Source organism: Isoptericola cucumis (genome assembly GCF_014635665.1).
In the GTDB taxonomy this organism is placed as follows: Bacteria; Actinomycetota; Actinomycetes; order Actinomycetales; family Cellulomonadaceae; genus Isoptericola; species Isoptericola cucumis.
On sequence record NZ_BMDG01000008.1, the window covers coordinates 1 to 21,301 of the forward strand.

The 21,301-nt window shown below is 70.8% G+C and carries 23 protein-coding genes; 13 read left to right on the forward strand and 10 right to left on the reverse strand.

Features of this window, described 5'->3' with window-relative positions; all coding sequences use genetic code 11:
- The first annotated feature begins 11 nt into the window (after positions 1–11).
- The 8 genes from IEW03_RS12330 (at position 12) to IEW03_RS12365 (ending at position 7,511) form a co-directional block, all read left to right on the forward strand.
- Positions 12–1,334 carry a molybdopterin-dependent oxidoreductase gene (locus tag IEW03_RS12330; RefSeq protein ID WP_188524002.1) on the forward strand — a complete coding sequence of 441 codons (1,323 nt, stop codon included), beginning with the start codon at positions 12–14 and terminating at the stop codon, positions 1,332–1,334.
- 12 nt (positions 1,335–1,346) lie between these two features.
- On the forward strand, positions 1,347–1,568 hold the full coding sequence (locus tag IEW03_RS12335) for a hypothetical protein (protein WP_168631482.1): 222 nt from the start codon (positions 1,347–1,349) through the stop codon (positions 1,566–1,568).
- Between the two features lie 79 nt (positions 1,569–1,647).
- Positions 1,648–2,469 (forward strand): Crp/Fnr family transcriptional regulator, encoded by an 822-nt coding sequence (locus IEW03_RS12340; protein WP_225563477.1) that lies wholly within the window; start codon positions 1,648–1,650, stop codon positions 2,467–2,469.
- A 130-nt stretch (positions 2,470–2,599) separates the two neighbouring features.
- The gene (locus IEW03_RS12345; protein WP_154795784.1) at positions 2,600–2,839 is read left to right on the forward strand and encodes a heavy-metal-associated domain-containing protein; all 240 of its coding nucleotides are present in this window, start codon (positions 2,600–2,602) and stop codon (positions 2,837–2,839) included.
- Positions 2,840–3,308: 469 nt separating this feature from the next.
- Positions 3,309–3,728, forward strand: coding sequence for a hypothetical protein (locus tag IEW03_RS12350; RefSeq protein WP_013882306.1), 420 nt, complete (start codon positions 3,309–3,311; stop codon positions 3,726–3,728).
- A gap of 315 nt (positions 3,729–4,043) precedes the next feature.
- Complete coding sequence (locus IEW03_RS12355) at positions 4,044–5,981, forward strand: heavy metal translocating P-type ATPase (RefSeq protein WP_188524177.1); 1,938 nt, start codon at positions 4,044–4,046, stop codon at positions 5,979–5,981.
- A 96-nt stretch (positions 5,982–6,077) separates the two neighbouring features.
- Positions 6,078–6,509: a cupin domain-containing protein gene (locus IEW03_RS12360; protein ID WP_188524003.1), complete on the forward strand. Its 432-nt coding sequence runs from the start codon at positions 6,078–6,080 to the stop codon at positions 6,507–6,509.
- Positions 6,510–6,596: 87 nt separating this feature from the next.
- Complete coding sequence (locus IEW03_RS12365; RefSeq protein ID WP_188524004.1) at positions 6,597–7,511, forward strand: NADP-dependent oxidoreductase; 915 nt, start codon at positions 6,597–6,599, stop codon at positions 7,509–7,511.
- 179 nt (positions 7,512–7,690) lie between these two features.
- Here IEW03_RS12365 and IEW03_RS12370 read toward each other — a convergent pair whose 3' ends face one another.
- The 3 genes from IEW03_RS12370 to IEW03_RS12380 are packed head-to-tail and all read right to left on the reverse strand — an operon-like array spanning position 7,691 to position 11,630.
- Entirely contained in the window at positions 7,691–8,947 is a 1,257-nt protein-coding gene (locus tag IEW03_RS12370; protein ID WP_188524005.1) for a TniQ family protein, read from the reverse strand.
- Complete coding sequence (locus tag IEW03_RS12375) at positions 8,944–9,879, reverse strand: TniB family NTP-binding protein (RefSeq protein WP_188524006.1); 936 nt, start codon at positions 9,877–9,879, stop codon at positions 8,944–8,946. The genes IEW03_RS12370 and IEW03_RS12375 overlap by 4 nt, the downstream gene beginning before the upstream one ends.
- Positions 9,873–11,630 carry a TnsB C-terminal domain-containing protein gene (locus IEW03_RS12380; protein ID WP_229737961.1) on the reverse strand — a complete coding sequence of 586 codons (1,758 nt, stop codon included), beginning with the start codon at positions 11,628–11,630 and terminating at the stop codon, positions 9,873–9,875. Before IEW03_RS12380 ends, IEW03_RS12375 begins: the two co-directional genes overlap by 7 nt.
- A gap of 95 nt (positions 11,631–11,725) precedes the next feature.
- Here IEW03_RS12380 and IEW03_RS12385 point away from each other — a divergent pair, with 95 nt between their 5' ends.
- From IEW03_RS12385 to IEW03_RS12395, 3 genes are all read left to right on the forward strand, one after another.
- Entirely contained in the window at positions 11,726–12,997 is a 1,272-nt protein-coding gene (locus tag IEW03_RS12385; protein ID WP_188524007.1) for an APC family permease, read from the forward strand.
- A 37-nt stretch (positions 12,998–13,034) separates the two neighbouring features.
- On the forward strand, positions 13,035–13,478 hold the full coding sequence (locus tag IEW03_RS12390) for a pyrimidine dimer DNA glycosylase/endonuclease V (RefSeq protein WP_188524008.1): 444 nt from the start codon (positions 13,035–13,037) through the stop codon (positions 13,476–13,478).
- Between the two features lie 130 nt (positions 13,479–13,608).
- Positions 13,609–14,184 (forward strand): dihydrofolate reductase family protein, encoded by a 576-nt coding sequence (locus IEW03_RS12395; protein WP_188524009.1) that lies wholly within the window; start codon positions 13,609–13,611, stop codon positions 14,182–14,184.
- A gap of 37 nt (positions 14,185–14,221) precedes the next feature.
- On the opposite strand, the gene IEW03_RS12400 is transcribed toward IEW03_RS12395, so the two are convergent.
- Positions 14,222–14,815, reverse strand: coding sequence for a TetR/AcrR family transcriptional regulator (locus tag IEW03_RS12400; RefSeq protein ID WP_229737962.1), 594 nt, complete (start codon positions 14,813–14,815; stop codon positions 14,222–14,224).
- A gap of 171 nt (positions 14,816–14,986) precedes the next feature.
- Between IEW03_RS12400 and IEW03_RS12405 the strand changes: the two genes are divergently transcribed.
- Positions 14,987–15,877, forward strand: coding sequence for an NmrA family NAD(P)-binding protein (locus IEW03_RS12405; RefSeq protein ID WP_188524010.1), 891 nt, complete (start codon positions 14,987–14,989; stop codon positions 15,875–15,877).
- A 173-nt stretch (positions 15,878–16,050) separates the two neighbouring features.
- On the opposite strand, the gene IEW03_RS12410 is transcribed toward IEW03_RS12405, so the two are convergent.
- Genes IEW03_RS12410 through idi form a run of 6 tightly spaced genes read right to left on the reverse strand, consistent with a single transcriptional unit; the run spans position 16,051 to position 20,704 of the window.
- A complete protein-coding gene (locus IEW03_RS12410; protein ID WP_371870624.1) occupies positions 16,051–16,968 on the reverse strand; it encodes a prenyltransferase in 918 nt (305 codons plus the stop codon).
- On the reverse strand, positions 16,965–17,300 hold the full coding sequence (locus tag IEW03_RS12415) for a lycopene cyclase domain-containing protein (protein WP_188524011.1): 336 nt from the start codon (positions 17,298–17,300) through the stop codon (positions 16,965–16,967). Before IEW03_RS12415 ends, IEW03_RS12410 begins: the two co-directional genes overlap by 4 nt.
- On the reverse strand, positions 17,297–17,620 hold the full coding sequence (locus IEW03_RS12420; RefSeq protein ID WP_188524012.1) for a lycopene cyclase domain-containing protein: 324 nt from the start codon (positions 17,618–17,620) through the stop codon (positions 17,297–17,299). Before IEW03_RS12420 ends, IEW03_RS12415 begins: the two co-directional genes overlap by 4 nt.
- Complete coding sequence (gene crtI / locus IEW03_RS12425; RefSeq protein WP_188524013.1) at positions 17,617–19,239, reverse strand: phytoene desaturase family protein; 1,623 nt, start codon at positions 19,237–19,239, stop codon at positions 17,617–17,619. The genes IEW03_RS12420 and crtI overlap by 4 nt, the downstream gene beginning before the upstream one ends.
- A complete protein-coding gene (locus tag IEW03_RS12430) occupies positions 19,236–20,123 on the reverse strand; it encodes a phytoene/squalene synthase family protein (protein WP_188524014.1) in 888 nt (295 codons plus the stop codon). The genes crtI and IEW03_RS12430 overlap by 4 nt, the downstream gene beginning before the upstream one ends.
- On the reverse strand, positions 20,120–20,704 hold the full coding sequence (idi, locus tag IEW03_RS12435; protein ID WP_188524015.1) for an isopentenyl-diphosphate Delta-isomerase: 585 nt from the start codon (positions 20,702–20,704) through the stop codon (positions 20,120–20,122). Before idi ends, IEW03_RS12430 begins: the two co-directional genes overlap by 4 nt.
- A 56-nt stretch (positions 20,705–20,760) precedes the next feature.
- Here idi and IEW03_RS12440 point away from each other — a divergent pair, with 56 nt between their 5' ends.
- Positions 20,761–21,297, forward strand: a complete 537-nt coding sequence (locus IEW03_RS12440; RefSeq protein ID WP_188524016.1) for a MarR family winged helix-turn-helix transcriptional regulator — start codon at positions 20,761–20,763, stop codon at positions 21,295–21,297.
- Positions 21,298–21,301: the final 4 nt, after the last annotated feature.

Here is a 21,301-nt window from a genome sequence, read left to right on the forward strand (position 1 = left end):
TCGGTGCAGCCATGACTCTCATCCTTCCGTGGAATGAGAGCCTCCATCAGACCCGGGGCGGGACAAACATCGGCCTGGGGCGGCACTGGCACGGACTGGGAGTGACGCTGTGGTTGATCAACGGCCTGCTTTACGTCGTCCTGCTGTTCGGCACCGGCCTGTGGCGGCGGATCGTGCCGACCTCGTGGGATGTGTTCCCCGAGGCGTGGGAATCCATGCGGATCTACCTCGGCTTCGGCGTGCCCTCGATCGAGCATTTCCAGCCCTACGACGCGCTGCAGATGCTCACCTACACCGGCGTCGTCTTCATCTTGGCGCCGTTGCTGATCCTGACAGGTATCGCGATGTCCCCGGCCGTGCGTTCGCGCTTCCCCTGGTACCTGAAGCTGTGGGGTGGGCACCAGGGCGCTCGTTCGCTGCACTTCATCGGCATGGTCCTGATGAGCATTTTCATCGTGATGCACATCGGTCTGGTGTTCTTGGTCCACCCCGAGTACAACCTGCCGCACATGGTCTTCGGTGTCACCGACACCGCCCGATACGCGCAGGCCTTCACCATCGCGATCGCCACGATCGTCGTCGTTATCGGCTTGTGGATCGCTCTGAGCTACCTCACGCTGGCCGACCGCCCGCGCTCCCAGCGCGTGCTCGTGGCGCTGACTGAGCCGATCCGCAAGGTCACCCTGAACTGGATGAAGCCCCGCATGGGACGCCAGAGTACTTACACCGAGAAGGACATCTCGGAGTTCCACTGGACCAACGGGCTCCCGCCGACCAAGGACGAGTCCACGGAGTGGCTCGCCCACCGGGACAGCGGCTTCCGTGACTGGCGCCTCGAGCTCGGTGGTGAGCTGAGCGGTAAGACGCTGCAGCTGAGCCTGGGGGACTTGCGTCAGCTCCCGAAGACCGAGTACATCGCGGTCCACACCTGCATGCAGGGCTGGTCGGCCACCTCCAAATGGGCCGGCGTCCGGCTCCGTGACCTCCTCGAGGTCCTCGGACCTCCCCCGGAGGGTGCCAACTACGTGATGATCACCTCCCACGGCCTGGCCCAGGAGATGTGGGACCACCGGCCGCGGGAACCGTTCTACGCGGTGCTGGACCTCGACACGGTCGCCGAGGACGACACGATCCTGGCGTACGAGCGCAACGGGCACCCGCTGGAGGTGCATCTGGGCGCGCCGCTGCGGCTGCGGGTGGAGTCGAACCATGGGTACAAGATGGTCAAGTGGATCAAGTCCATCGAGTGGATCACCGACTACGCCGCGTACGGTGACGGTCGTGGCGGCACCCGTGAGGACGCCGCGATGCAGGCGTTCAACGGCCGGATCTGACAGGAGCAGGGCATGATCAGCACTATCTACACCGTCGCCGGCATGACCACAGCCGAGGATGCGCGGGCCATCAAGGACAGGCTCTATCTCGTGGCAGGTATCGGTGCCGTCGCCACCGAGATCATTCCCGACGGCGAAGCGCGCATCATCCTCAAGCACAAGGACGACGTCGAGCTGAACCGCTCGGCCATCGAGGCAGCCGTGCAGGAGGCGGGCGAATACACGCTCGCCTGACCATTACGGCTACCAATAATGAGACGAAGCACGTGCTTATTCGTCTCGGCGCATCTAGCATCACTTTCAGGAGGCAATCGTGAGCAGCGAACCCGGCTCCGCCGCATCGCACGGTGCATCCTCCCCGGTCAATTCGGCTACCGGCGCACCTGGCCGACGACGAGTCCCGCTGCGCTCAACCTGCGCCCAGCCCCATCACTGTCCATTGCCGGTACGCATGAAGGTTCTCGGCCAGGTGCCGCTCTTCGCCGGTCTGTCCCACGAGGATCTTGTCGGTATCGACCACCGCATGGTCTCGCTGTCCTGGGCTGAGGACGACCCGCTCTACACAGCCGGCGACGTGGCCGAACATCTCTACGTCATGGCAGCCGGGCGCGCCAAGGTCTCCCGCCCGACCCCGAACGGCCAGGACGTCGTCGTCGATCTCCTGGCCCCTGGCGACCTCTTCGGAGGCATGCACACCCTGGGCCAGCCCACCTACCCCGAAACCGTTCGCGCCCTGACCACCACCTGCGCGTTACGCATCGACACACGCGCTTTCCGCGATGTCATGACGCAACACCCCGAGGTCGCCCTACGGGTGGTGGACGACGTCACCGCGCTGCTAGCGCAAGCGCGTGCGGACGTCACCGCGCAATCCACCGCCACCGTCGCCCAGCGGGTAGCGACCACGCTGTTGCGCCTAGCCGAGAAGTTCGGCCAGGACAGCTCCTCCGGTGCCACATTGATCCAGTTGCCGCTGTCTCGCACTGACCTGGCCGGCATGACCGGCTCGACACCGGAGTCCGTCTCCCGGGTAATGAGCCAGCTCCGCAAGGACGGCATCATCGACTCCGGCCGCAGATGGACCGCCATCCTGGACGGCGACCGTCTGCTCGCCACCGTGGCCGCCAGTGCCTGAGGGGCGAGGACTCTCTCACGTCTGCTGCGGTTGATTGATGCACGTCATGGTTCGGTTCCTGGCCCGCTCGTAACGTCGTAGTCAGCACCCAAGAAGGGTGAGACCTCGTCAGAGAAGGAAGGAACACACCATGAGCACCACCGCTCCCACCACCACCCACACGACCCTGCGCGCCGAAGGCTTCTCCTGCCCCTCCTGCGTGGCGAAGATCGAGAAGCGTGTCGGACGCCTGGACGGCGTCAGCGCCGTGAAGGTCCAGTTCGCCTCGGCACGCATCGAGGTCGACCACGACCCGGCCAAGGCCAGCGTCGAGGACCTGATCGCCGCTGTGGGCAAGGCCGGGTACGTCGCCAAGCCTGCCGCGTTCTGACGCCCGCCGCGCCAAGGAGAAGGACAGTGAGCGTCATGGCACAGGCGGCGCACCTGCAGCTGCGCCTGGGCGAGTTTTTCTGCCCCTCGTGCGCCACCGACATCAACCGGCACCTGAAGCGTCTTCCGGGGTGCAGGCCGTGCACATCGATCTGCACTCGCACCGGGTTGACGTCGACTACGACCCCCGACGCTTGGACGTCGAGGACATCCTGGTGACCGTCGGCGGTGCCGGCGTTACCGCAAGCGTTATCTCGGAGGACAGCTAGGACCCGCCTCCACTAGGGCGACCAGGGACGTCGACCGGTGCCCAGACCAAGCGCGAGCGCACTGCCCGGGCGTCATCCCGCCACCCATCAGGGCCGCACCGGGCCGCCGGGCCCGTCAATGATCAGCGGAAGCCTGCCCGCTGCATTCTCACGTGTGAACCGCTGGTAGACCCACGTCCCAAGAACTCAGGAGAGATTGCTATGAGCGTCAAGCTTCACCATGTCCCGCCGCGCCTGGCGAGCGGGGCCTTCATATTGAACACCGGAATCACTAAGCGGTCATTGGACGTCGACGGGGCAACGGGGCTGCGGGACCAGGCCGCCAACGCGTTCCCGTTCTTGAAGAAGATGGACCCGGTCCGCTTCGGGAAGGCGTTGTCGACCTTCGAGATCGCTCTGGGCACGGCGCTACTAGCCCCGATGGTACCCACCCGGGTGGCCGCGGCCGGCCTAAGTGGATTCTCGGCCGCATTGATGGCCGTGTACCTCAAGACGCCAGGGTTCACCCGTGATGACGGAATCCGTCCAGCGCCGGCTGGCATGGGGATCGCTCGGGACGTCTTCATGCTCGGTAGCGGTCTGGGCCTGATGGTGGAGGAACTGGCAACCAGGCGAACCTGACGGGGCCGTCCCGCCATGCGCGTGACACCCGGCCCCACGGGCCCCGCGGACTGGGGTGTGGTCATGGGCGCCCGCGTGCCGAGGCTACGTGGCTCGTCCGGTCGCATTCTGAGCCGGACCAGCTAAGCGTCACCGCCGATCAACTCGGCGGTGACGCTCTTCATTGCGCCAGCACGCTAGAGCAGCCCCGGCGGCGGTGCACGGATGGGTGTGCGGTTGATTGACGCCGGTCATGGTTGCCCGGTGCCGATCTTCATAACGTCGTTGTCAGCACCCCGAACTGGGGTTGGACAGCTACAGGAAGGTCGAACAGCTATGAACAAGCTGCAGCAGTGGTGGTACGGCAGGTGGGCGATCCCAGTGGTCTCCGGGGCGCTGATCCTCATCTCGTTCTTCGTGGCCCGCGTCCTGGGGTCCGATGCGTGGAGCAACGCCTTCATGGTGGCCGCCGCCGTGGTCGCGGGTACCCCGACCGTGACCAAGGCCGCCCGCGCGCTCATGGCCCGGGTCATCGGCATCGACCTGCTGGTCTCGGTGGCCGCGATCGGCGCGGTCATCATCGGGGAGTACTGGGAGGCCGCCGCGGTGACCTTCCTCTTCGCCATCGGCCACGCCCTGGAGTCCGCAACGCTGAACAAGACCCGCTCGGCGCTAGCCGAGCTGGTGGCCGTGGCCCCCGACGTCGCCGTGGTCATGCGCGACGGTGAGCAGGTCGAAGTCCCTGCCGCCTCGGTGGCCATGGGCGAGATCGTCCTGGTCAAGAACGGCGCCAAGGTCCCCGTCGACGGCGAGGTCGTCGCCGGCACCGGCGCCCTGGACGAGGCCTCCATCACCGGAGAGTCCATCCCCGTGGAGAAGTCCAAGGGCGACCACGTCTTCGCCGGCACCGTCGCCAAGGGCGGGTTTCTCCAGGTGCTGGCCACCGGAATCGGCGCCGACACCACCCTGGCCCGCATCATCCACCGCGTGGAGGACGCCCAGGACGCCAAGGCGAAGACCGCCCAGTTCATGGACCGGTTCTCCGCCTGGTACACCCCGGCCATCATGGTCCTGGCCCTCGTGGTGGGCCTGCTCACCGGTGACGTCGTCCTCGGGCTGACCCTGCTGGTCATCGGCTGCCCCGGCGCGCTGGTCATCTCCATCCCCGTCTCCATCGTCGCCGGCATCGGCCGGGCCGCCAAGGACGGCATCCTCATCAAGGGTGGGGAGTACCTGGAAACCTCCGGCAAGATCACCGCCGTCGCAGTCGACAAGACCGGCACCCTGACCAAAGGCCGCCCGCACCTGACCGACGTCGTCGTCCTGGACCCGACCATGGACCGCTGCCAGGTGCTGACCTGGGCCGCCCGGGCCGAGGCCGGCTCCGAGCACCCGCTCGCCCGACCCATCCTGGAGGCAGCAGCCGCGGAGGGGCTGGCCACGTCGGGGCTGCCCGAGGTCACCGAGCCCGTGCCTGGCAAGGGCATCACTGCCACCATCGGCGGGCGCCGGGTCCTCATCGGCAACGTGGCGCTGCTGGAGCAGTACGGCGTCGCGGACACTGTTGGCGCCGGGCAGGCCGCTGAGGAGCTCGCCGCAGCGGGCAGGACGGCGATGATCGTGGCCGTGGAGGATGCGGTGGCTGGTGTGGTCGCGGTGGCTGATGAGGTCCGTCCCGACGCGGCGCAGATGGTCGCCCGTCTGCACGACGCCGGGGTGAAGAAGGTGGTCATGCTCACCGGTGACGCCCCGCTGGTGGCGAAGGCAGTTGGTGCGGCGACCGGGGTCGATGAGGTCCGCGCCGGCCTGCTGCCCGAGGACAAGCTCGACGCGGTCGCGGACCTGCAGCGTCAGGGTCACGTCGTGGCCATGGTCGGTGACGGCGTCAACGACGCCCCGGCCCTGGCCACCGCCGATATCGGCGTAGCCATGGGTGCGGCCGGCTCGGCCGTGGCCGTAGAGACCGCCGACATCGCCCTCATGGGCGACAACCTGCTCAAGCTCCCCGAAGCGATCGGCCTGGCCCGGCGCACCGTGAACAACATGCGCCAGAACATCACCATCGCCCTGATCACCGTGGCCGTGCTGCTGGCCGGAGTGCTGCTCGGCGGAGTGACCATGTCCATCGGGATGCTCGTCCACGAAGCCTCGGTCCTGGTCGTGATCGTCAACGCCATGCGCTTGCTGCGCCGCCACCAGGACACCACCAGCACCACGGCGACACCTTCCGCGCCAGCCACCGCCGCACCGATCCCAGCTGCGGTCCGGTCCTGACCCTCTACCCCGGGCGGGACGCCTCATCCACCGTCCCGGCCAGGCGCGGATGTATCACCGCCGGGTAAGCCCGGCACAACCACAACAGGAGGAATCATGAGTAACGAAGAACACTTCACCATCGAGGGCAACGTCGAGCACTTCACCATCGCGCGGGTCGCCCAGGACAATCCCGACTTCCGCCGGGTGCTGTGGACCGGCCAGCACGCCCAGATCGTCATCATGACGATCTCCGCCGGTGGCGAGATCGGTGAGGAGGTCCACGAGCACACCGACCAGATCCTGACCTTCGTCAGCGGGGCCGGTCAGGCCGACCTCAACGGCCATACCCACCCGATCGAGGCCGGTGACCAGTGCGCCGTCCCCGCCGGCGCCCGGCACAACTTCCGCAACACCGGCGACGAGCCGCTCGTGCTCTACACCATCTACTCCCCGCCCGAGCACGCGGCCGACGGCGCCTACCCCACCAAGGAAGAAGCCGACGCCGCCGAGGCCGCTGGCCAGGACGAACCTCCCACCGCCGCCTGACCGGCCATCCCCGCGCAGCGAACTCAGCGGCTGTTGGCCGCACCTGTCTCACCCGCTTCGAACACACAGCAGAAGGAGAAGAACCCCATGTCCAAGGTGTACGTATTCACCGACTTCGGCGGCCCCGAGACCCAGGCACTCATCGACCGTCCAGCGCCGCAGCCCGGCCCCGGTGAGCTCGCCGTCCGGGTCCGCGCCGCCGGTGTCAACCCCGTCGACTACAAGATCCGCGCCGGCCGCTACCGTCGGGACCAGCCGTTGCCGGCCCCCATGGGTCAGGAGGTCTCCGGTGTCGTCACCGCCCTCGGTGAGGGAGTCGAAAGCTTCGCCGTGGGCGACGAGATCCTCGGCCCTGTGGTCCCGGACTACGGCGCCTTCGCCGAGGACACCCTCGTGCGCGCTACCGATGCCGTGGCCAAGCCGGACGAGATCGCCTTCGCCGACGCGGCCACCATCCCCGTCGCCGGGGCCACCGCCTACGACGCCACCCACCAGATCGAGCTCGAGCCCGGCCAGCAGCTCCTCATCCTCGGGGCCGGCGGCGGTGTCGGACTCATGGCCGCCCAGATCGGCAAGGTCCACCAGTTCACCGTCATCGGCATCGCCTCGCAGGCCAAGCGCGAGATCGTTCAAGCCACCGGAGCAACGTTCATCCCCTCCGGTGCAAATGTCGCCGACCAGGTGCGCCAGATCGCCCCCGAGGGGGTAGACCTGATCCTGGACCTCGTCGGTGGCGATGCCCTGCGTCAGGTCGCCGGACTCGTCACCGACCCGGCCAGGATCATCTCCGCCGCCGACCCCGACACCGTCACCGAGCTCGGCGGCAGTCCCCTGAAGCGCACCACCGAGGCACTGGAGAAGATCACCGGCGTCATCGAATACAACCTCGTCGACCCCAACGTCTCGGCCCTCTACCCGCTGGAGGACGCGGGCGAAGCCATTGCTGCGGTCGAGAGCGGCCACGCCACCGGCAAGATCGTCATCCAGCCTCACAACGCCTGACGCGGGTTGACCGGTTGCGCATGTGAAGCACCTGGGCCGGGCCCGGTAGCACCGCGAGCACCCTCGTCATCGGCGTCAGCTGACCCGGCCGCCACACAACCCCGATAGAACCCCGCCATATAACGGCGCAAGCCACACTGCTCGCCCGGGCGCACTTGTCACTTAATCCGTCACCCAGTCTAAGTCACGCGAAGGGCCCGCGGGAGCCAATATGGGACAGTCGACGTTGGGTTGAGTTGAGTCTCGCGCGCACCTCGCCTCGGAAGGCGCGTCAGTGGGAGGTTGTCGTGGGGGATGCCGAGGGCAATCAGGTCAGCGCGGGCCCGCACGAAGGCGGCCTCGCTATCGGTCCAGGCGGTGAGGACGGTCAGGAGCTTCCGGGCGGCTGCCGGGTCGTCGCGGGCGAGGGCGATCGCCTCGTGCAGCGCATCCTTGGCCTTCTGCCAGTGGTCATCCGGTCCGGGGACCGCTCGTGTGTCGGCGGGAACAGACGGTTCGGGGGTCAGGAGCGGAGCGAGGGTGCCGTGTGCGGCGATCTCGCCGGTTTCGATCAGGTGCACGGCGGTGGCTGCGGCCTTGAGGAACTTCTGCTGGTGCGGCCAGGCCAGGTCTTCGTAGGGCCGCCAGGCACCGACGATCCCCGCGCGGACGGGGTGGCCGGTCGAGTGCCAGATGTGTTCGAGGGTGCGCCGGGAGTGGGCATCCATCTTCGAGACGGGGGTGGACAGCTCGTCGATGAGCGTGCGCAGCAGCCGGAACCAGACGCCGACATGCACTGCGCGGCGAGGCAGGGTGACGGCGCCGGTGGAGAGGCCCTGGTGGGTGCGCACGTCCATGGCGCGGACGGCCGCTGAGGCGGGCGTGGTGCGGGTGTTCGCCTCTTCCCACCCGAGGAAAATACCGGCGGCGCCGAGGGTCGGCGCCAGGTGGCAGCCGTGCTCGGTGCAGCTGAGCGTCAGCGGGAGCTGCGAGGCGAGAGTGAAGAACGGCGCGGTCGCCACACACAGCGGGCAGGCTCGGCGCATCGGACCTGCTGTGGGTAGCCAGGCCCGCCAGCCGGGCACTGGCCGTCGGTCTCGTAGTCCGGTCGCCCACAGCAGCGAGTCCTGATGGACGTAGGTCTCGAACCCCACCCCGGGCTCTGGCTCCGGGCCGAGGGTGTCCAGCAGCCAGGGCACCTGCCCGGCGATCGTCATCCGGCGGATGTCGCCGAGTGGGACACCGGTGCGGTCGGCCAAGATGAGCAGCGCCCCGGCGGGAGGGTCCAGGTCCAGGTCAGCGCGGGTCAGGCTGGTCGTGTCGGTGCCGGGTGGGGCCACGTCGTGGCGGAGCAGCTCTTCGACCGTCATGCCGTATGGCTTGGCCAGCCGGGTCACCCAGGAGGAGAGGGCCTCTCCCTCACGTGGTGGCGGGTGCAGCGGCCAGCGGCGCGTCATGTCAGTTCGCGCTCGAACGTCCGGCGTCGTTCGGTAGGACCGACGTAGGGCGCGATGCGCAGGGTGCGCTGGTTGATCGCCTCCTCGCCGGACTCGATGGCGGCCACCGCGGCATCGGTGAGCAGGTGGGTGAGTTCGCCGATGGTGCCCTCACTGCGGGTGAGCAGGTAGCGGGCCATGTCCTCGGTCGCGATCGGTGAGGGCCGGTGCAGCGGGAAGGACGCGGCGAAGCTGGCCAGCAACGAGCAGGCCTCCTCGCCCGCCTCCCATCGGGGCAGGGTGAGTGGTTCGAAGCGGTTCTCCAGCTGGTCATCGGAGCGGATCGCCAGGTAGGCCTCCTGGGTGCCGGCCCCGACCAGCGGGATGCGCAGCTCGTTGCCCAGGAAGCGCAGCAGGTTGAGGAACTCCCGCCGGGTGTGCGCCTGTCCGGCCAGGACGTTGTGCAACTCGTCGATGACCAGGACCCGCACCCCGACCGCCCGCAGGAGGCCCAAGGCGGCTTGTTCCATTTCGGCCACCCGTTGCCGGGGGCGTAGCGGTGCACCGAGGGCAGCCAGCAGGGCGACGTAGAACCGGCTGGCCGAGGGTTCGGTGGGTATCTGCACGGCCAGCACCGGCACCTGCTCCCGTTCGGGGTGGGAGGTGGGCGGGTGAAGGCGGCGGAATTTCTCGATGATCATCGACTTGCCGTTGTTCGTCGGGCCGATCAGCAACAGGTTCGGCATCCGCTGCTTGCCCGGCCAGGTGTAGAGGGTCTCCAGCCGCTCCAGCGCCTCCGTGGCGCGGGAGTAGCCGATCCACCGGTCGGCGCGCACGTGCCGCACACGCTCCTGTGCCGGCAGCCGCGCGATCGACCGTGCGCTGACGTGTAGATGCTCCAGTCCGCCATTCACGACGTCTTCGCTGGCCCAGTCCTGGGCTTCGCTCACCATTGCTCAATCACCTCGAACGGCGCCGCAGAGCCCACGGGGGAAGCACTGCCCGACTCGAGCGCGGTGGCCGGGAGATCTTCGGGCGGGACTGACGCAGCAGGTGCGGCCCGTGAGCGCGTCGCGGCACCGGCCTTGTCGCGGCGTTCGGCGTCGCGGCGGGCCTTGCGCGTGCTCGACCGCGCGGTGACGGTGATGGCGCGCATCTGCTCGACCATCCGAAACAGCGCCTGCTCGTCGACCAGCGCCCGGCCCTCGTGGCGGAGTCGCTCAAGTGCAGCGCGGTGCTCCCACACGCTCATCGCTGGACGCGACAGCGTCCGGTAGGGCACCGACAGAAAGGTCTCGCCCTCGGGGTCAAGGACCCAGATGCGGCTGATGTCGCGCGGGTCACGGCGAATCACGAACTGGTCCAGCCGGTCGCGGCGGGCGATCCACGGCTTGAGCGCGTCGCTGAAGTAGTGCACGTGGTCGATGACGAACCCGGTGCGCGTCAGCCTCCGGCGGAACACCGGCAGAAAGTCGACCAGGAACGCGCTCTCGTTGGCCACCGTCACCGCGGGCGTCTCGGCATTGCCGGCCACCCAGCGGGCCTGTGGGGTCTGCCCCGTCGTGCCATGCACTCGCCCGTGATAGCTCGCCACCGCCAGCGCCAGCCACTTCTCCAGCTCCGCGACCGTCAGGGCAGCCTTGGCGTCGGAGTCGTAGCTGCCGCGCTGGGCCGGGTTGGAGAACGTCGTGCCGGGCAGCTCGTGGACCATCTCCATCAGCGTGCCGATGACCCGCTCGATAACCCCGCCATAGTGCGGGCGCCCCACTGGCCGGTAGTCCAGCGTGATCCCGTGCTCCTGGCAGCCCCGACGCAGAGCCTCGCTCTTGAACTCCGCGGCGTTGTCCAGAAACAGCTCGCCCGGCTTGCCGGCCATCGGCCAGTCCACCTCGATCCCCAGCCGCTCGACCCAGGCCCGCTTGTCGGTGACCATGTTCGCCAGGCACAGCCCAACCGACAGCGCCGAGGGGGCCTCCAGCGTGACCACCAGACCCACGATGGATCGAGAGAAGACGTCGATCGCGACCGTCACGTACGGCCGCCCGATCGGCAGGCGGTGCCGCTCGTCGACCACGATGAGGTCCACCACGGTGTGATCGATCTGGACCTGCTCCAGCACGCGGGTGACGGGCGGCACCCGTCCACCGGCCGACTCCAGCGACCGGGCCGCATCTGCTCCCTCGCGCGCCTTCATCGCGGCGAGCGGATCCAGGGCGGCGATGCGGCGCACGATCACGCCACGTGACGGGGCCGGCAGTCCCCGCGTACGGCAGACCCGGATGACCTCTCGGTGGATCGCGGTGATCTTCTTCCGCTGCCGGGTCAGGTAGTGCTTGCGCAGCACCTCCCGGATGACCACCTCGACCGCGCTCGGCAGTCGCTGCCCTCCCCGCCCACCGTTGGAACGACCCGGGATCAGGTCCGAGACCACGCCCTGCCCCTCGCGCCACCGACGCAGCAGGACATACACCTGCCGCCGCGAGATACCCAGCCGCTCGGCCGCCACCTCTGCGGCGACCGCTCCACCGGCCGTCCCGGCCACCGCCAATGGGCCGATCACCTCGGCTCGGCGAACCGCCAGCGCCCACACCTCATCGGAGACGGTCAGCAGACCGCGCTCGGCAACCCTGCCCTCATCGACTGCATCGTCGTGCGCACGACTATGGAACCACCGCGCACCGTCCGTGCACAGGGGTACGGACACGCCGCAAACTCACACCCGCGTGCACACAGCCCAGATAACGCAGGTCGCCGGTGCAGTCGACTTCGGACAATGACATCGTCGGGGAAGATCGAGCCGTGACCTCGCTCGCGCGCCGCCTGACCACCACCGACGCCGTCGTGATCGGGCTGTCCTCGATGATCGGCGCCGGGGTGTTCGCCGCGTTCGGCCCGGCGGCGCAGGCCGTGCTCCCCGCCGGGACGGGCGCCGCGCTGCTCGTCGCGCTCGGGCTCGCGGCCGTCGTCGCGTACGGGAACGCGACCTCGTCCGCGCAGCTCGCCGCCCAGTACCCGACGTCCGGCGGCACCTACGTGTACGGGCGCGAGCGACTCGGCCCCTGGTGGGGGTACGTCGCGGGCTGGGGATTCGTCGTCGGCAAGACGGCGAGCTGCGCCGCGATGGCGCTGACGTTCGCCGCGTACGCCGCGCCGCCCGGCCTCGAGCGGCCCGTGGCCGCGCTCGCCGTCGTCGCGCTCGCCGCCGTCAACTACCGCGGCGTCACGCGCACGGCGCGGCTGGCCCGGTGGATCGTCGCGGTGGTGCTGCTGGCGCTCGCGGTGTGGACGGCGGTGGCGCTGGCCGGGGAGCCGGCGTGGTCGCGCGTCGCCGACGGCACGGGCGCCGCGGGCTTCCTCGGCGGGCCGGCCGGCTGGTACGGGGTGCTGCAGGCGGCCGGCCTGCTGTTCTTCGCGTTCGCGGGGTACGCGCGCATCGCCACGCTCGGGGAAGAGGTGCGTGACCCGCAGCGCACCGTCCCGCGGGCGATCGTCGGGGCGCTGGGCGGCGCCGTCGTCGTGTACGGGGTGGTCGCCCTGACGCTGCTGGCGGTCCTGGGGCTGGCCGGAGTGGCGGGGACGACGGCGCCGCTCGCCGAGGCCGTGGCCGGCACGCCGTGGGCGGGCGTCGTCGTGCGGGTCGGCGCGGCGACGGCGTCGCTCGGGGCGCTGCTCGCGCTGGTCGCCGGCGTGGGGCGCACGACGCTCGCGATGGCGCGCGAGGGCGACCTGCCGCGGTGGCTGTCGGCCGTGCACCCGCGGTTCCGGGTGCCGCACCGGGCGGAGGCGGCCCTCGCCGTCGTCGTCGTGGCGCTCGTGCTCACCGTGGACCTGCGCGGCGCGATCGGCTTCTCGTCGTTCGGGGTGCTCGTCTACTACGCGGTCGCGAACCTTGCCGCGTGGACGCAGACGCCGGAGCACCGGCGGTTCCCGCGCGCGCTGCAGGCGGTCGGGCTGGCAGGCTGCGTGGCACTGTGCGCGACGCTGCCGGTCGCCGCCGTGCTCGCCGGAGCGGGCGTGCTCGCGGTCGGCCTGCTGGTGCGGTGGGCCCGGGTCAGGCCTCGCGCGGCCTGAAAAGGTCCGACCACGTGTCGCGTGGAACCATGACCCGGTGCGCCTCTGGTCCCTCGCTCCCGACTACCTCGACCGGCAGGGCCTGACCGCCTGCTGGCGCGAGGCCCTGCTCGCGCAGGCCGTGCTGGCCGGGCGCACCCGCGGGTACCAGCAGCACAGCCAGCTGGTCCGCTTCCGCGCCACGCCGGACCCCCTGGCCGCGATCGGGGCCTATCTCGACGGGGTCGCCGACGAGGCCGCCGCGCGCACGTACTCCTTCGACCGCGGACGGATCCTCGAGCCGCCGCGCGACGGCCGACCGCCCGTCCCGCGGGTCCCGGTGACCGACGGGCAGGTCGCGACCGAGCGGGACCACCTGCTCGCGAAGCTCCGTGCCCGCAGCCCCGAGCGTGCCGTCGTCCTGGACGGCGCGGGCGTGGTGCGCGTGCACCCGCTCTTCGTCACCGTGCCCGGCCCCCGCGAGGACTGGGAGCGCGCCTGAGCCGCCCTTCCCGCCGCCCAGGTGCGTCGGGGGCAGTCCCGATACAGGTTCCTCGAAGGTGTCGATCCGGGGGCGTCCCGTTCGACCTCGGAATGAGAACAGCCAGACGGCCCCGACACAGGAGCGAAAGATGACACGCGAGCTCGTCTACACCGGATTCATCACCCTCGACGGTTCCGTCGACTCTCCGGGAGGAACGGCCGAGGGCCATCCCGGAGGTGGGTGGGTGTTCGACACCGACTTCGTCCCGGAGGCCTACTCCCTGAAGGCCGAAGAGCTCGAGGAGACGACGGCCCTGCTGTTCGGGCGGCGCAGCTACGAGGCGTTCTCGAGCTTCTGGCCGACCTCCGAAGATCATGCCGCCTACCAGGATCTGCCGAAGTACGTCGCGTCCGCGACGCTCGGCGAGGACGCTCTCGTCGACGGGTGGGGTCCGACGACTGTCCTGCGCAGCACTGAGGACGTCGCCAGGCTCAAGCAGACCGAGGGGGGCGCGATCTTCATCCACGGGAGCGCGGAGCTCGCCCTGCGCCTGGGTGAGGCGGGCCTCATCGACCGCTACAACTTGCTGATGTTCCCCTACCTCCTGCCCGGCGGGAAGACGATCTTCGGCGCTCGTGGCGCCGACCGCCGCGACCTGTCGCTCCGCGACTCCGCAACGTACGCCAACGGCGTGCTCAAGCTCGTGTACGACGTTCGGCGCTGATCACCCGAGCGCCTCAGAAGCGGTCGGTTCTGAGTCGTCAGGCAGGCGAAGGCTTGTGGGCGCGGATTCCTTCGAGGATGAAGCCGGTGCGGCGGTCGTAGTCCGCGCGTCGCGGGCGGGCGCCGTGCTTGAGAGCGATGGCGTTGTCGACCACGAGCGCATGGAGGTCGTCCCGCGTGAACTCGGGCCGAAGCGTGCTTGAGGCATGACCCGCCGCGACGAGCTCGTCGTCGATCTCCTCCGCGGCGTGACAGATCGCCATCAGCTGCGGCGAGTGGGGGAACTCCTGCAGGAGGACGTCGTTGGCGGCGGGCCGGCTGTACTGCAGGTCGCGGATCGCGGTGACGTAGTACGCCATCTGCTCCTGGGCGTCGGCGATGGACCGCGTGCGGTCGACGATGCGGGACAGCTCGGCCGCGACGACCTCGTCGATGACGGCTTCCACGAGGCCGACGCGGCCGCCGAACCTGTTGAAGATGGTGGCCTTGCTCACCCCGGCAGCCGCGGCGACGTCCTCGAGGGGCACGGTGAGGCCACGGTCGCGGAAGACGTCCATCGCGGCACGCCGGATCTGGTCGGCGTTGCGCCGCGCGTCGGCGCGCAGAGGGCTGCCCGAGCTCGCTGCTCCCACACGACCACCTCCACCCGCCCCGACCACACCGGCCTCGACAACTTGACCAGGTCGGTCACCTTACCTAGCATCGCCGGACCCACGGAAACTGACCTTCCGGGTCAACTTACGCTTCCGGCCATCGGTCACCACCCCGACGCGACCTGTCTCGGGGCCACGAAAGGACTGAGCATGATCGTCGTCACCGGCGCGACCGGCACCCTCAACGGCGCCACCGTCGAGCACCTCCTCCGACGCCTGCCCTCCGCAGGGATCGGCGTCAGCGTGCGTGACCCGGCCCGGGCGCAGCACCTCGCCGACCGTGGCGTACGCGTGCGACGAGGGACCTACGACGATCCCGCCGCCCTGCTCGACTCGTTCGCCGGCGCCGAACAGGTCCTCCTGGTCTCCTCGAGCGATCTCGGTGCCGACGTCGTCGCCCAGCACCGCACGGCGATCGAGGCGGCGGTCGCGGCCGGCGCCCGCAGGATCCTGTACACCAGCCAGCAGGGCGCGGGCCCGGACAGTCCGTATCCGCCGTCGGCCATCCACGCCGCCACCGAGGCCCTCCTGGCCGAGTCCGGGGTCGCGTGGACCTCGCTGCGCAACGGCTTCTACGGCCCTCTCGACCAGCTGCTCGGACCATGGGAACAGACCGGGACGATCGCGATGCCGGAGGACGGGCCGTTCACCTGGGTCGACCGTGCAGACGCAGGCGAGGCGGCCGCGGCCATCCTGACCGGCGGACGCCCGTTCGACGGCCCCGTCACCCTGACGCCCACGCGGGCCGTCACCCTCGACGACTTCGCACGGTTCGCCTCAGAGGCGACCGGCCGCACGATCGAGCGCGTCGTCGTCGACGACGAGGAATGGGTCGCCGAGCAGACGACCACCGGCGTCCCGGAGGCCGTCGCCCGATTCACCCTCACCATGTTCCAAGCCACGCGCACGGGCCACTTCGGCGCGGTCGACCCGCAACTGGCCGAGCTGCTCGGACGTGAGCCCCGCAGCGCCACCGAGCTGCTCTCGGACGACCTCGCCCGGCGAAGAGCTGTGCGGGACCCTCAGAATGGTCGGCTCTGAGGCAAGCTTGAGGTCGCACCAACGCAATCTCACCATGGCCCGCGACACCGGAGCCCCAGACGTCTTCGTGAGCGGGCGGATGCCCCGCCTCGGGTTTCGAAGCCTCCGGAACCCGGTACTGGAGCGGCGCAGAATGCGTGGTCGTGCCGCGCCGTCCCGTCCGGACGCGATCCTCAGAGCCGGCCCAGGCTCACGGCAATGAGCAGCTGCGTGACCAGGAACCCGGAGACCATGTTGAGCCACAGGAACCGGCGCCACCCGGGGCGCGCCCGCTCGCACTCGTCGTCGGCGAGGCGGCGCAGCGGCGCGATGCTCACCAGGTACGGCACGGGCAGCACGGCGGCGAGCAGACCCGGCCACCCGGCGGCGAGCATGGCGACGACGGCGGCGGCGTATCCGGCCATGGCCGCCCGGACGGTGGCGCCGGCCCCGAGCCAGGTGGCCACCGAGGCGATGCCCGCCTGACGGTCGGCGCCGATGTCCTGCACCGCGCCGAAGGCGTGCGAGGCCATGCCCCACAGGAAGAACGCGACGACCGTGGCGACCGCGGCTCGGCCGGGCTCCGCCCCGGCGAGGACGAGCCCGAGCACCGCGGGGCTCACGAAGTGGGTGCTCGAGGTGATCGAGTCCAGCACCGGCCGCTCCTTGAACCGGAGCACGGGCGCCGAGTACGCCACCACGGCGACGACGCTCACCGTGAGCACCGCCGTCGAGGCCGGGGTGCCGACGGCGACGAGGAACGCGAGGAACGGCAGGTTGGACAGCGCGGCGGACCACAGGACGGTGCGGTGCCACGCGCGGTCCAGGACCACCCCCTCGACGCCCCCCTTGCGGGGGTTGCGCAGGTCCGACTCGTAGTCGAAGACGTCGTTCACGCCGTACATGAGCAGGTTGTACGGCACGAGGAAGTACAGCGTCCCGACCACGAGGACGGCGTCGAGCCCGCCGCCGCTCACGAGGTACGCGGCAGCGAACGGGTAGGCCGTGTTGACCCAGCTGATCGGCCGGGACGCGCCGACGAGCTGCCGCACCGCCGCGGCGCCGGACGGGCGCGGCCGCGCGGGCCCCGCCACCGTTCCCTTGTCGCTCACGGCTCGTCCCCCTCCGCCGGGGCCCTCGGGGGACGGCGGTGGCCGAGCAGCTCCCACGTGGCGGGCAGGAGCAGCGCGGCGGCGACGGGCCAGGCGAAGTCCTCCACCGGGGCGTCGATGATCCGCAGCCCGCTGAGCGACGCCTCGTCGTAGCGGAACAGGTCGGCGGCGATCATCACCGAGTCGAAGACCGCCGTCAGGACGACGAGCACGGCCGCCACGAGCCCGACCCTGACCCACCACCACGCGGGCGGGCGGACCCGCACCGCGCACACGAGAGCCACGACCGCGGCCGCGCCGACCACCACCCAGCCCAGCGTCGCGTAGCTCATCGCCGCTCCCTCCCGCGGTCCACGCGCCCCAGCAGGCCGAACAGCACCATCGTCAGGTAGCACAGGAACGTCACGAAGACGACCTCCTCGACCGGCAGGTGCGGGAGCACCTCGAGCCCGCTCAGGGACGCGCCGGCGCCGCGGCCGTAGAAGCCCAGCACGATCGCGGCGACGTCCACGAGGAGGAAGAAGGCCACGCCGCACGCGAGGGTGACCAGGCCCCGCCGCGGGCGGGCGAAGAGGAACAGCTTCCATCGCCGGTCCATCGCCACCATGCCCGCCGACGACAGCAGGAGGCAGGCCAGGTAGAGCCACCTCATGCCGGCTCCGGCAACGGCTCGGGCAGCGGGCCCGTCGACCGGTCGCCGTGCAACCGCTTGAGCAGGATCTCCGCGCTGATCAGGCACATCGGCAGGCCGATCCCCGGGATGGTGCTCGACCCGGCGTAGTAGAGGCCGTCCACCTTGCGCGACGCGTTGCGCCCCCTCAGGAAGGCGCTCTGCCGCCAGGTGTGCGCCGGCCCGAGCGCGCCGCCGGACCAGGAGTGGAAGTCTGCCAGGAAGTCCCCCGGGCCGACGGTCCGGCGCACCACCACACGCTCCCGCAGGTCGGGCGCCCGGGCCCAGTCCGCGACCTGGTCGATCGCCGCGTCGGCCACGCGCTCCACCACGGGGTCACCGGCACCGGCGAGACCGCCGCGCCCGATGCCCGGGTCGGGCGGCACGGGCACGAGGACGAAGAGGTTCTCGAAGCCCTCCGGGGCGACCGTCGGGTCGGTGGCCGACGGCCGGCAGACGTAGCAGGACGCCGGCTCCGGCACGCGCCGGTCGGGGCCGAAGATGTCGTCGAAGTTGCGGGTCCAGTCCCGCGTGAAGAACAGCGAGTGGTGCGCCAGCTGCGGCAGCCCGCCCCGCACCCCGAGGTAGACCAGGACGGCACCCGGCCCGGACTCCCGCCGGTCCCACCAGCGCTGCGGGTAGGTCTGCAGCTCCGGGGGCAGCAGCGCGGTCTCCACGTGGTGCAGGTCCGCGGCGCCCACCACGACGTCGGCCGGCACGGTGCGCTCCCGGCCGCCGCCCTCCCGGTAGCGGACGCCCGTGACGCCGGGCCGGCCACGGCGCGGCCGGGTCGTCGTGATCGCCGTGACGGTGGCCCCGGTGCGCAGGCGGGCGCCCTCCTTCTCCGCGAGGGCCGCGATCGCGTCGACGACGCGCACGACCCCGCCCTGCGGGTAGCGGACGCCGTCGACCAGGTCGAGCTGGCTCATCATGTGGTACATGCTCGGCGCCCGGTCCGGGGACGACCCGAGGAACACGGCGGCATACCCGAGGACCTGCCGCAGCCGCGGGTCGGCGAACGACCGGGCCACGAAGCCCTCGAGCGGGCTGCCGAACAGCCTCAGCAGGCGCCGGGACCGGACCAGCACGTCCCGGCGCAGCATCGGCGCCAGGGACTCGAAGCTCGTGTAGAGGAACCGCCGGGTCGCGACGTCGTAGACGTCCCGCGCGGAGGCGAGGTAGCGCTCGAGGCGCGCCCCCGCACCCGGCTCGATCGCCTCGAACGTCGCCAGGTTGGCGGCCTGGTCGGCGTGCACGTCGACCGGCCGGCCCTCCCCCTCGAAGTAGACCCGGTACCCGGGCTCGAGGACCTCGAGGTCCAGCTCGGCGTCGGCGGTGGTGCCGAGCAGGCGGAAGAAGTGGTCGAAGACCTCCGGCATGAGGTACCACGACGGGCCGGTGTCGAACCGGAAGCCGTCCTGCGCCCACGTGCCCGCCCGGCCGCCGAGCCCGTCGCGCTGCTCCAGCACCTGCACGTCGTACCCGTCACGGGCGAGCAGCGCGGCGCTCGCGAGCCCCGCCACTCCCCCGCCGACGACGACGGCCCGACGCGCACCCCGCCCAGCGCTCGTCCCGGTGCTCGTCCCGGTGCCCGCCGTCACGACCGGCCGCCCGCGACGCAGGCCCGCACGAGGATCCAGCCCTTGGCCGGGTTCGGCACCCGGACCCGGGTGGCCCGCAGGCGGCCGGCGGGCACCGCGCGGAGCCGGTGCGACAGCGCGGCGAACAGGCCGTGCGCGGCGCGCACCGCGCGCCGGCTGCTGGGCGGAAGCTGCGCGAGGGCGACGGCGGCGGCCGCGAGGTCGGCGTCGATCTCGTCGAGCAGCCGGTCCTGCCGTGCGGCGTCCAGCCGGCCGGCCGTGCCCGGCAGGTAGGTGCGCCCCCGCAGGTCCTGGTCGGCGCCCAGGTCACGCAGGAAGTTCACCTTCTGGAACGCCGCCCCGAGGCGTCGCGCGCCGGGCGCGAGGTCCGCGTACCCGACGCGGCCGTCGGCGTCCGGCGCCGCGAGGAAGGCCCGCAGGCACATGAGTCCCACCACCTCGGCGGACCCGTACACGTAGTCCCGCAGCGTCGCCTCGTCGTGGGCCGTGACGGTGAGGTCCGTGCGCATGGACGCGAAGAACGGGGCGATCAGGTTCGGCCCGATGCCGCAGGCGCGCGCGGTGAGCGCGAAGGCGTGCACCACGAGGTTCGAGCTGTACCCGGTCCGCACCGCGTCCAGCGTCTGCTCCTCGAGGGCGTCGAGCAGCGGCCCGGCGCGCGCGGGGTCCGGCACCATCGGGCCGTCCACCAGCTCGTCCGCGACCCGTACCAGGGCATAGACGTTCCGCACCTGGGTGCGCACCGGTTCGGACAGCAGCCGGCACGCCCACGCGAACGAGGTGGAGTAGCCGGCGATGACGGCGCGGGCGCTGCGCTGGGCGACCCGGTCGTACAGCGGGTCGGCCGGGACGCCCGCCGCCGGCTCCGCCTCCGTCCTGCTCATCCCGCCGCCCGGGTCAGCGGCGTCCGGGTCCGCGACGTCGTCATGCCTGCCGCCAGCAGCTCGTCCATCTGCGCGACCAGCCACGGGCTGAGCATCCAGGGCGTGAGGAACACGAGCGCCTCCAGGTCCTCCATGCGCACCCAGCGCGCCTCCAGCACCTCGTCGGGGTTCGGCGTGGGCGGTCCGTCCGCGAAGCCGAACAGCACGGGGCAGACCTCGTTCTCGACCACGCCGGCGGCGTCCACGGCCCGGTAGCGGAAGCTCGGCAGGACGAGCTCGAGGGCGGTGACGTCCACGCCGAGCTCGTGCCGGCCGTGGCGGCGCACCGCCTGTCCGACCGACTCTCCGTCGCGAGGGTGCCCGCAGACCGAGCTGGTCCACACGCCCGGCCACGTGCTCTTCGACAGGGCGCGGCGGGTGACGAGCACCTGCCCGTCGGCGCGGAAGAGGTAGCACGAGAAGCCGAGGTGCAACGGGGTGTCGGCCGTGTGCACCGTGGCCCGCGGCGCCGTCCCGACGGGGTGACCGGCGTCGTCGAGCAGGACCACGTGGTCCTGCGGGTCCGTGGCGTGACCACCCATCGTCGCCTCCAAAGTATCTAGCCTGGCTAGCAATAAGGAAAGGTAGCATCACCGGCATGGGACCCACCAGCCGTGCGACGCCGTACTGGTACGAGGACCGTGACGTCGTCGGGATGCTGGAGGCGCTGAGGACGTTCCGGCGGGCCGACCAGGACATGCGCGCCCGGCTCAGCGCGGGCATGCACATGAACGTCACGGACCTGCAGGCCCTGCGGTTCGTGATCGCCGCGGAGAACGCCGGTGAGGTCGCCACGCCGCGCGGGCTCGCCACCCACCTGCACATCTCCACCGCCTCGACCACCAAGCTGCTCGACCGCCTGACCGGCTCCGGCCACCTGGCGCGCGAGCCGCACCCGAGCGACCGGCGGTCGCTGGTGGTGGTCGCGACCGACCATGCGCACGAGGAGGTGCGCGAGCGGCTGGCCCGGATGCACGAGCGGATGGCCGAGATCGCCCGCGAGGTGCCGGTCGACGCGCGCCCCGCGGTCGAGGACTTCCTGGTCCGGATGGCGGCGCACCTGGACACCGAGGGGGACGTCCCGCCCTTGCGGCCCGCGCCCCGTCGCCCGGCTGCACCGACGACGTCGGGGTAATGTA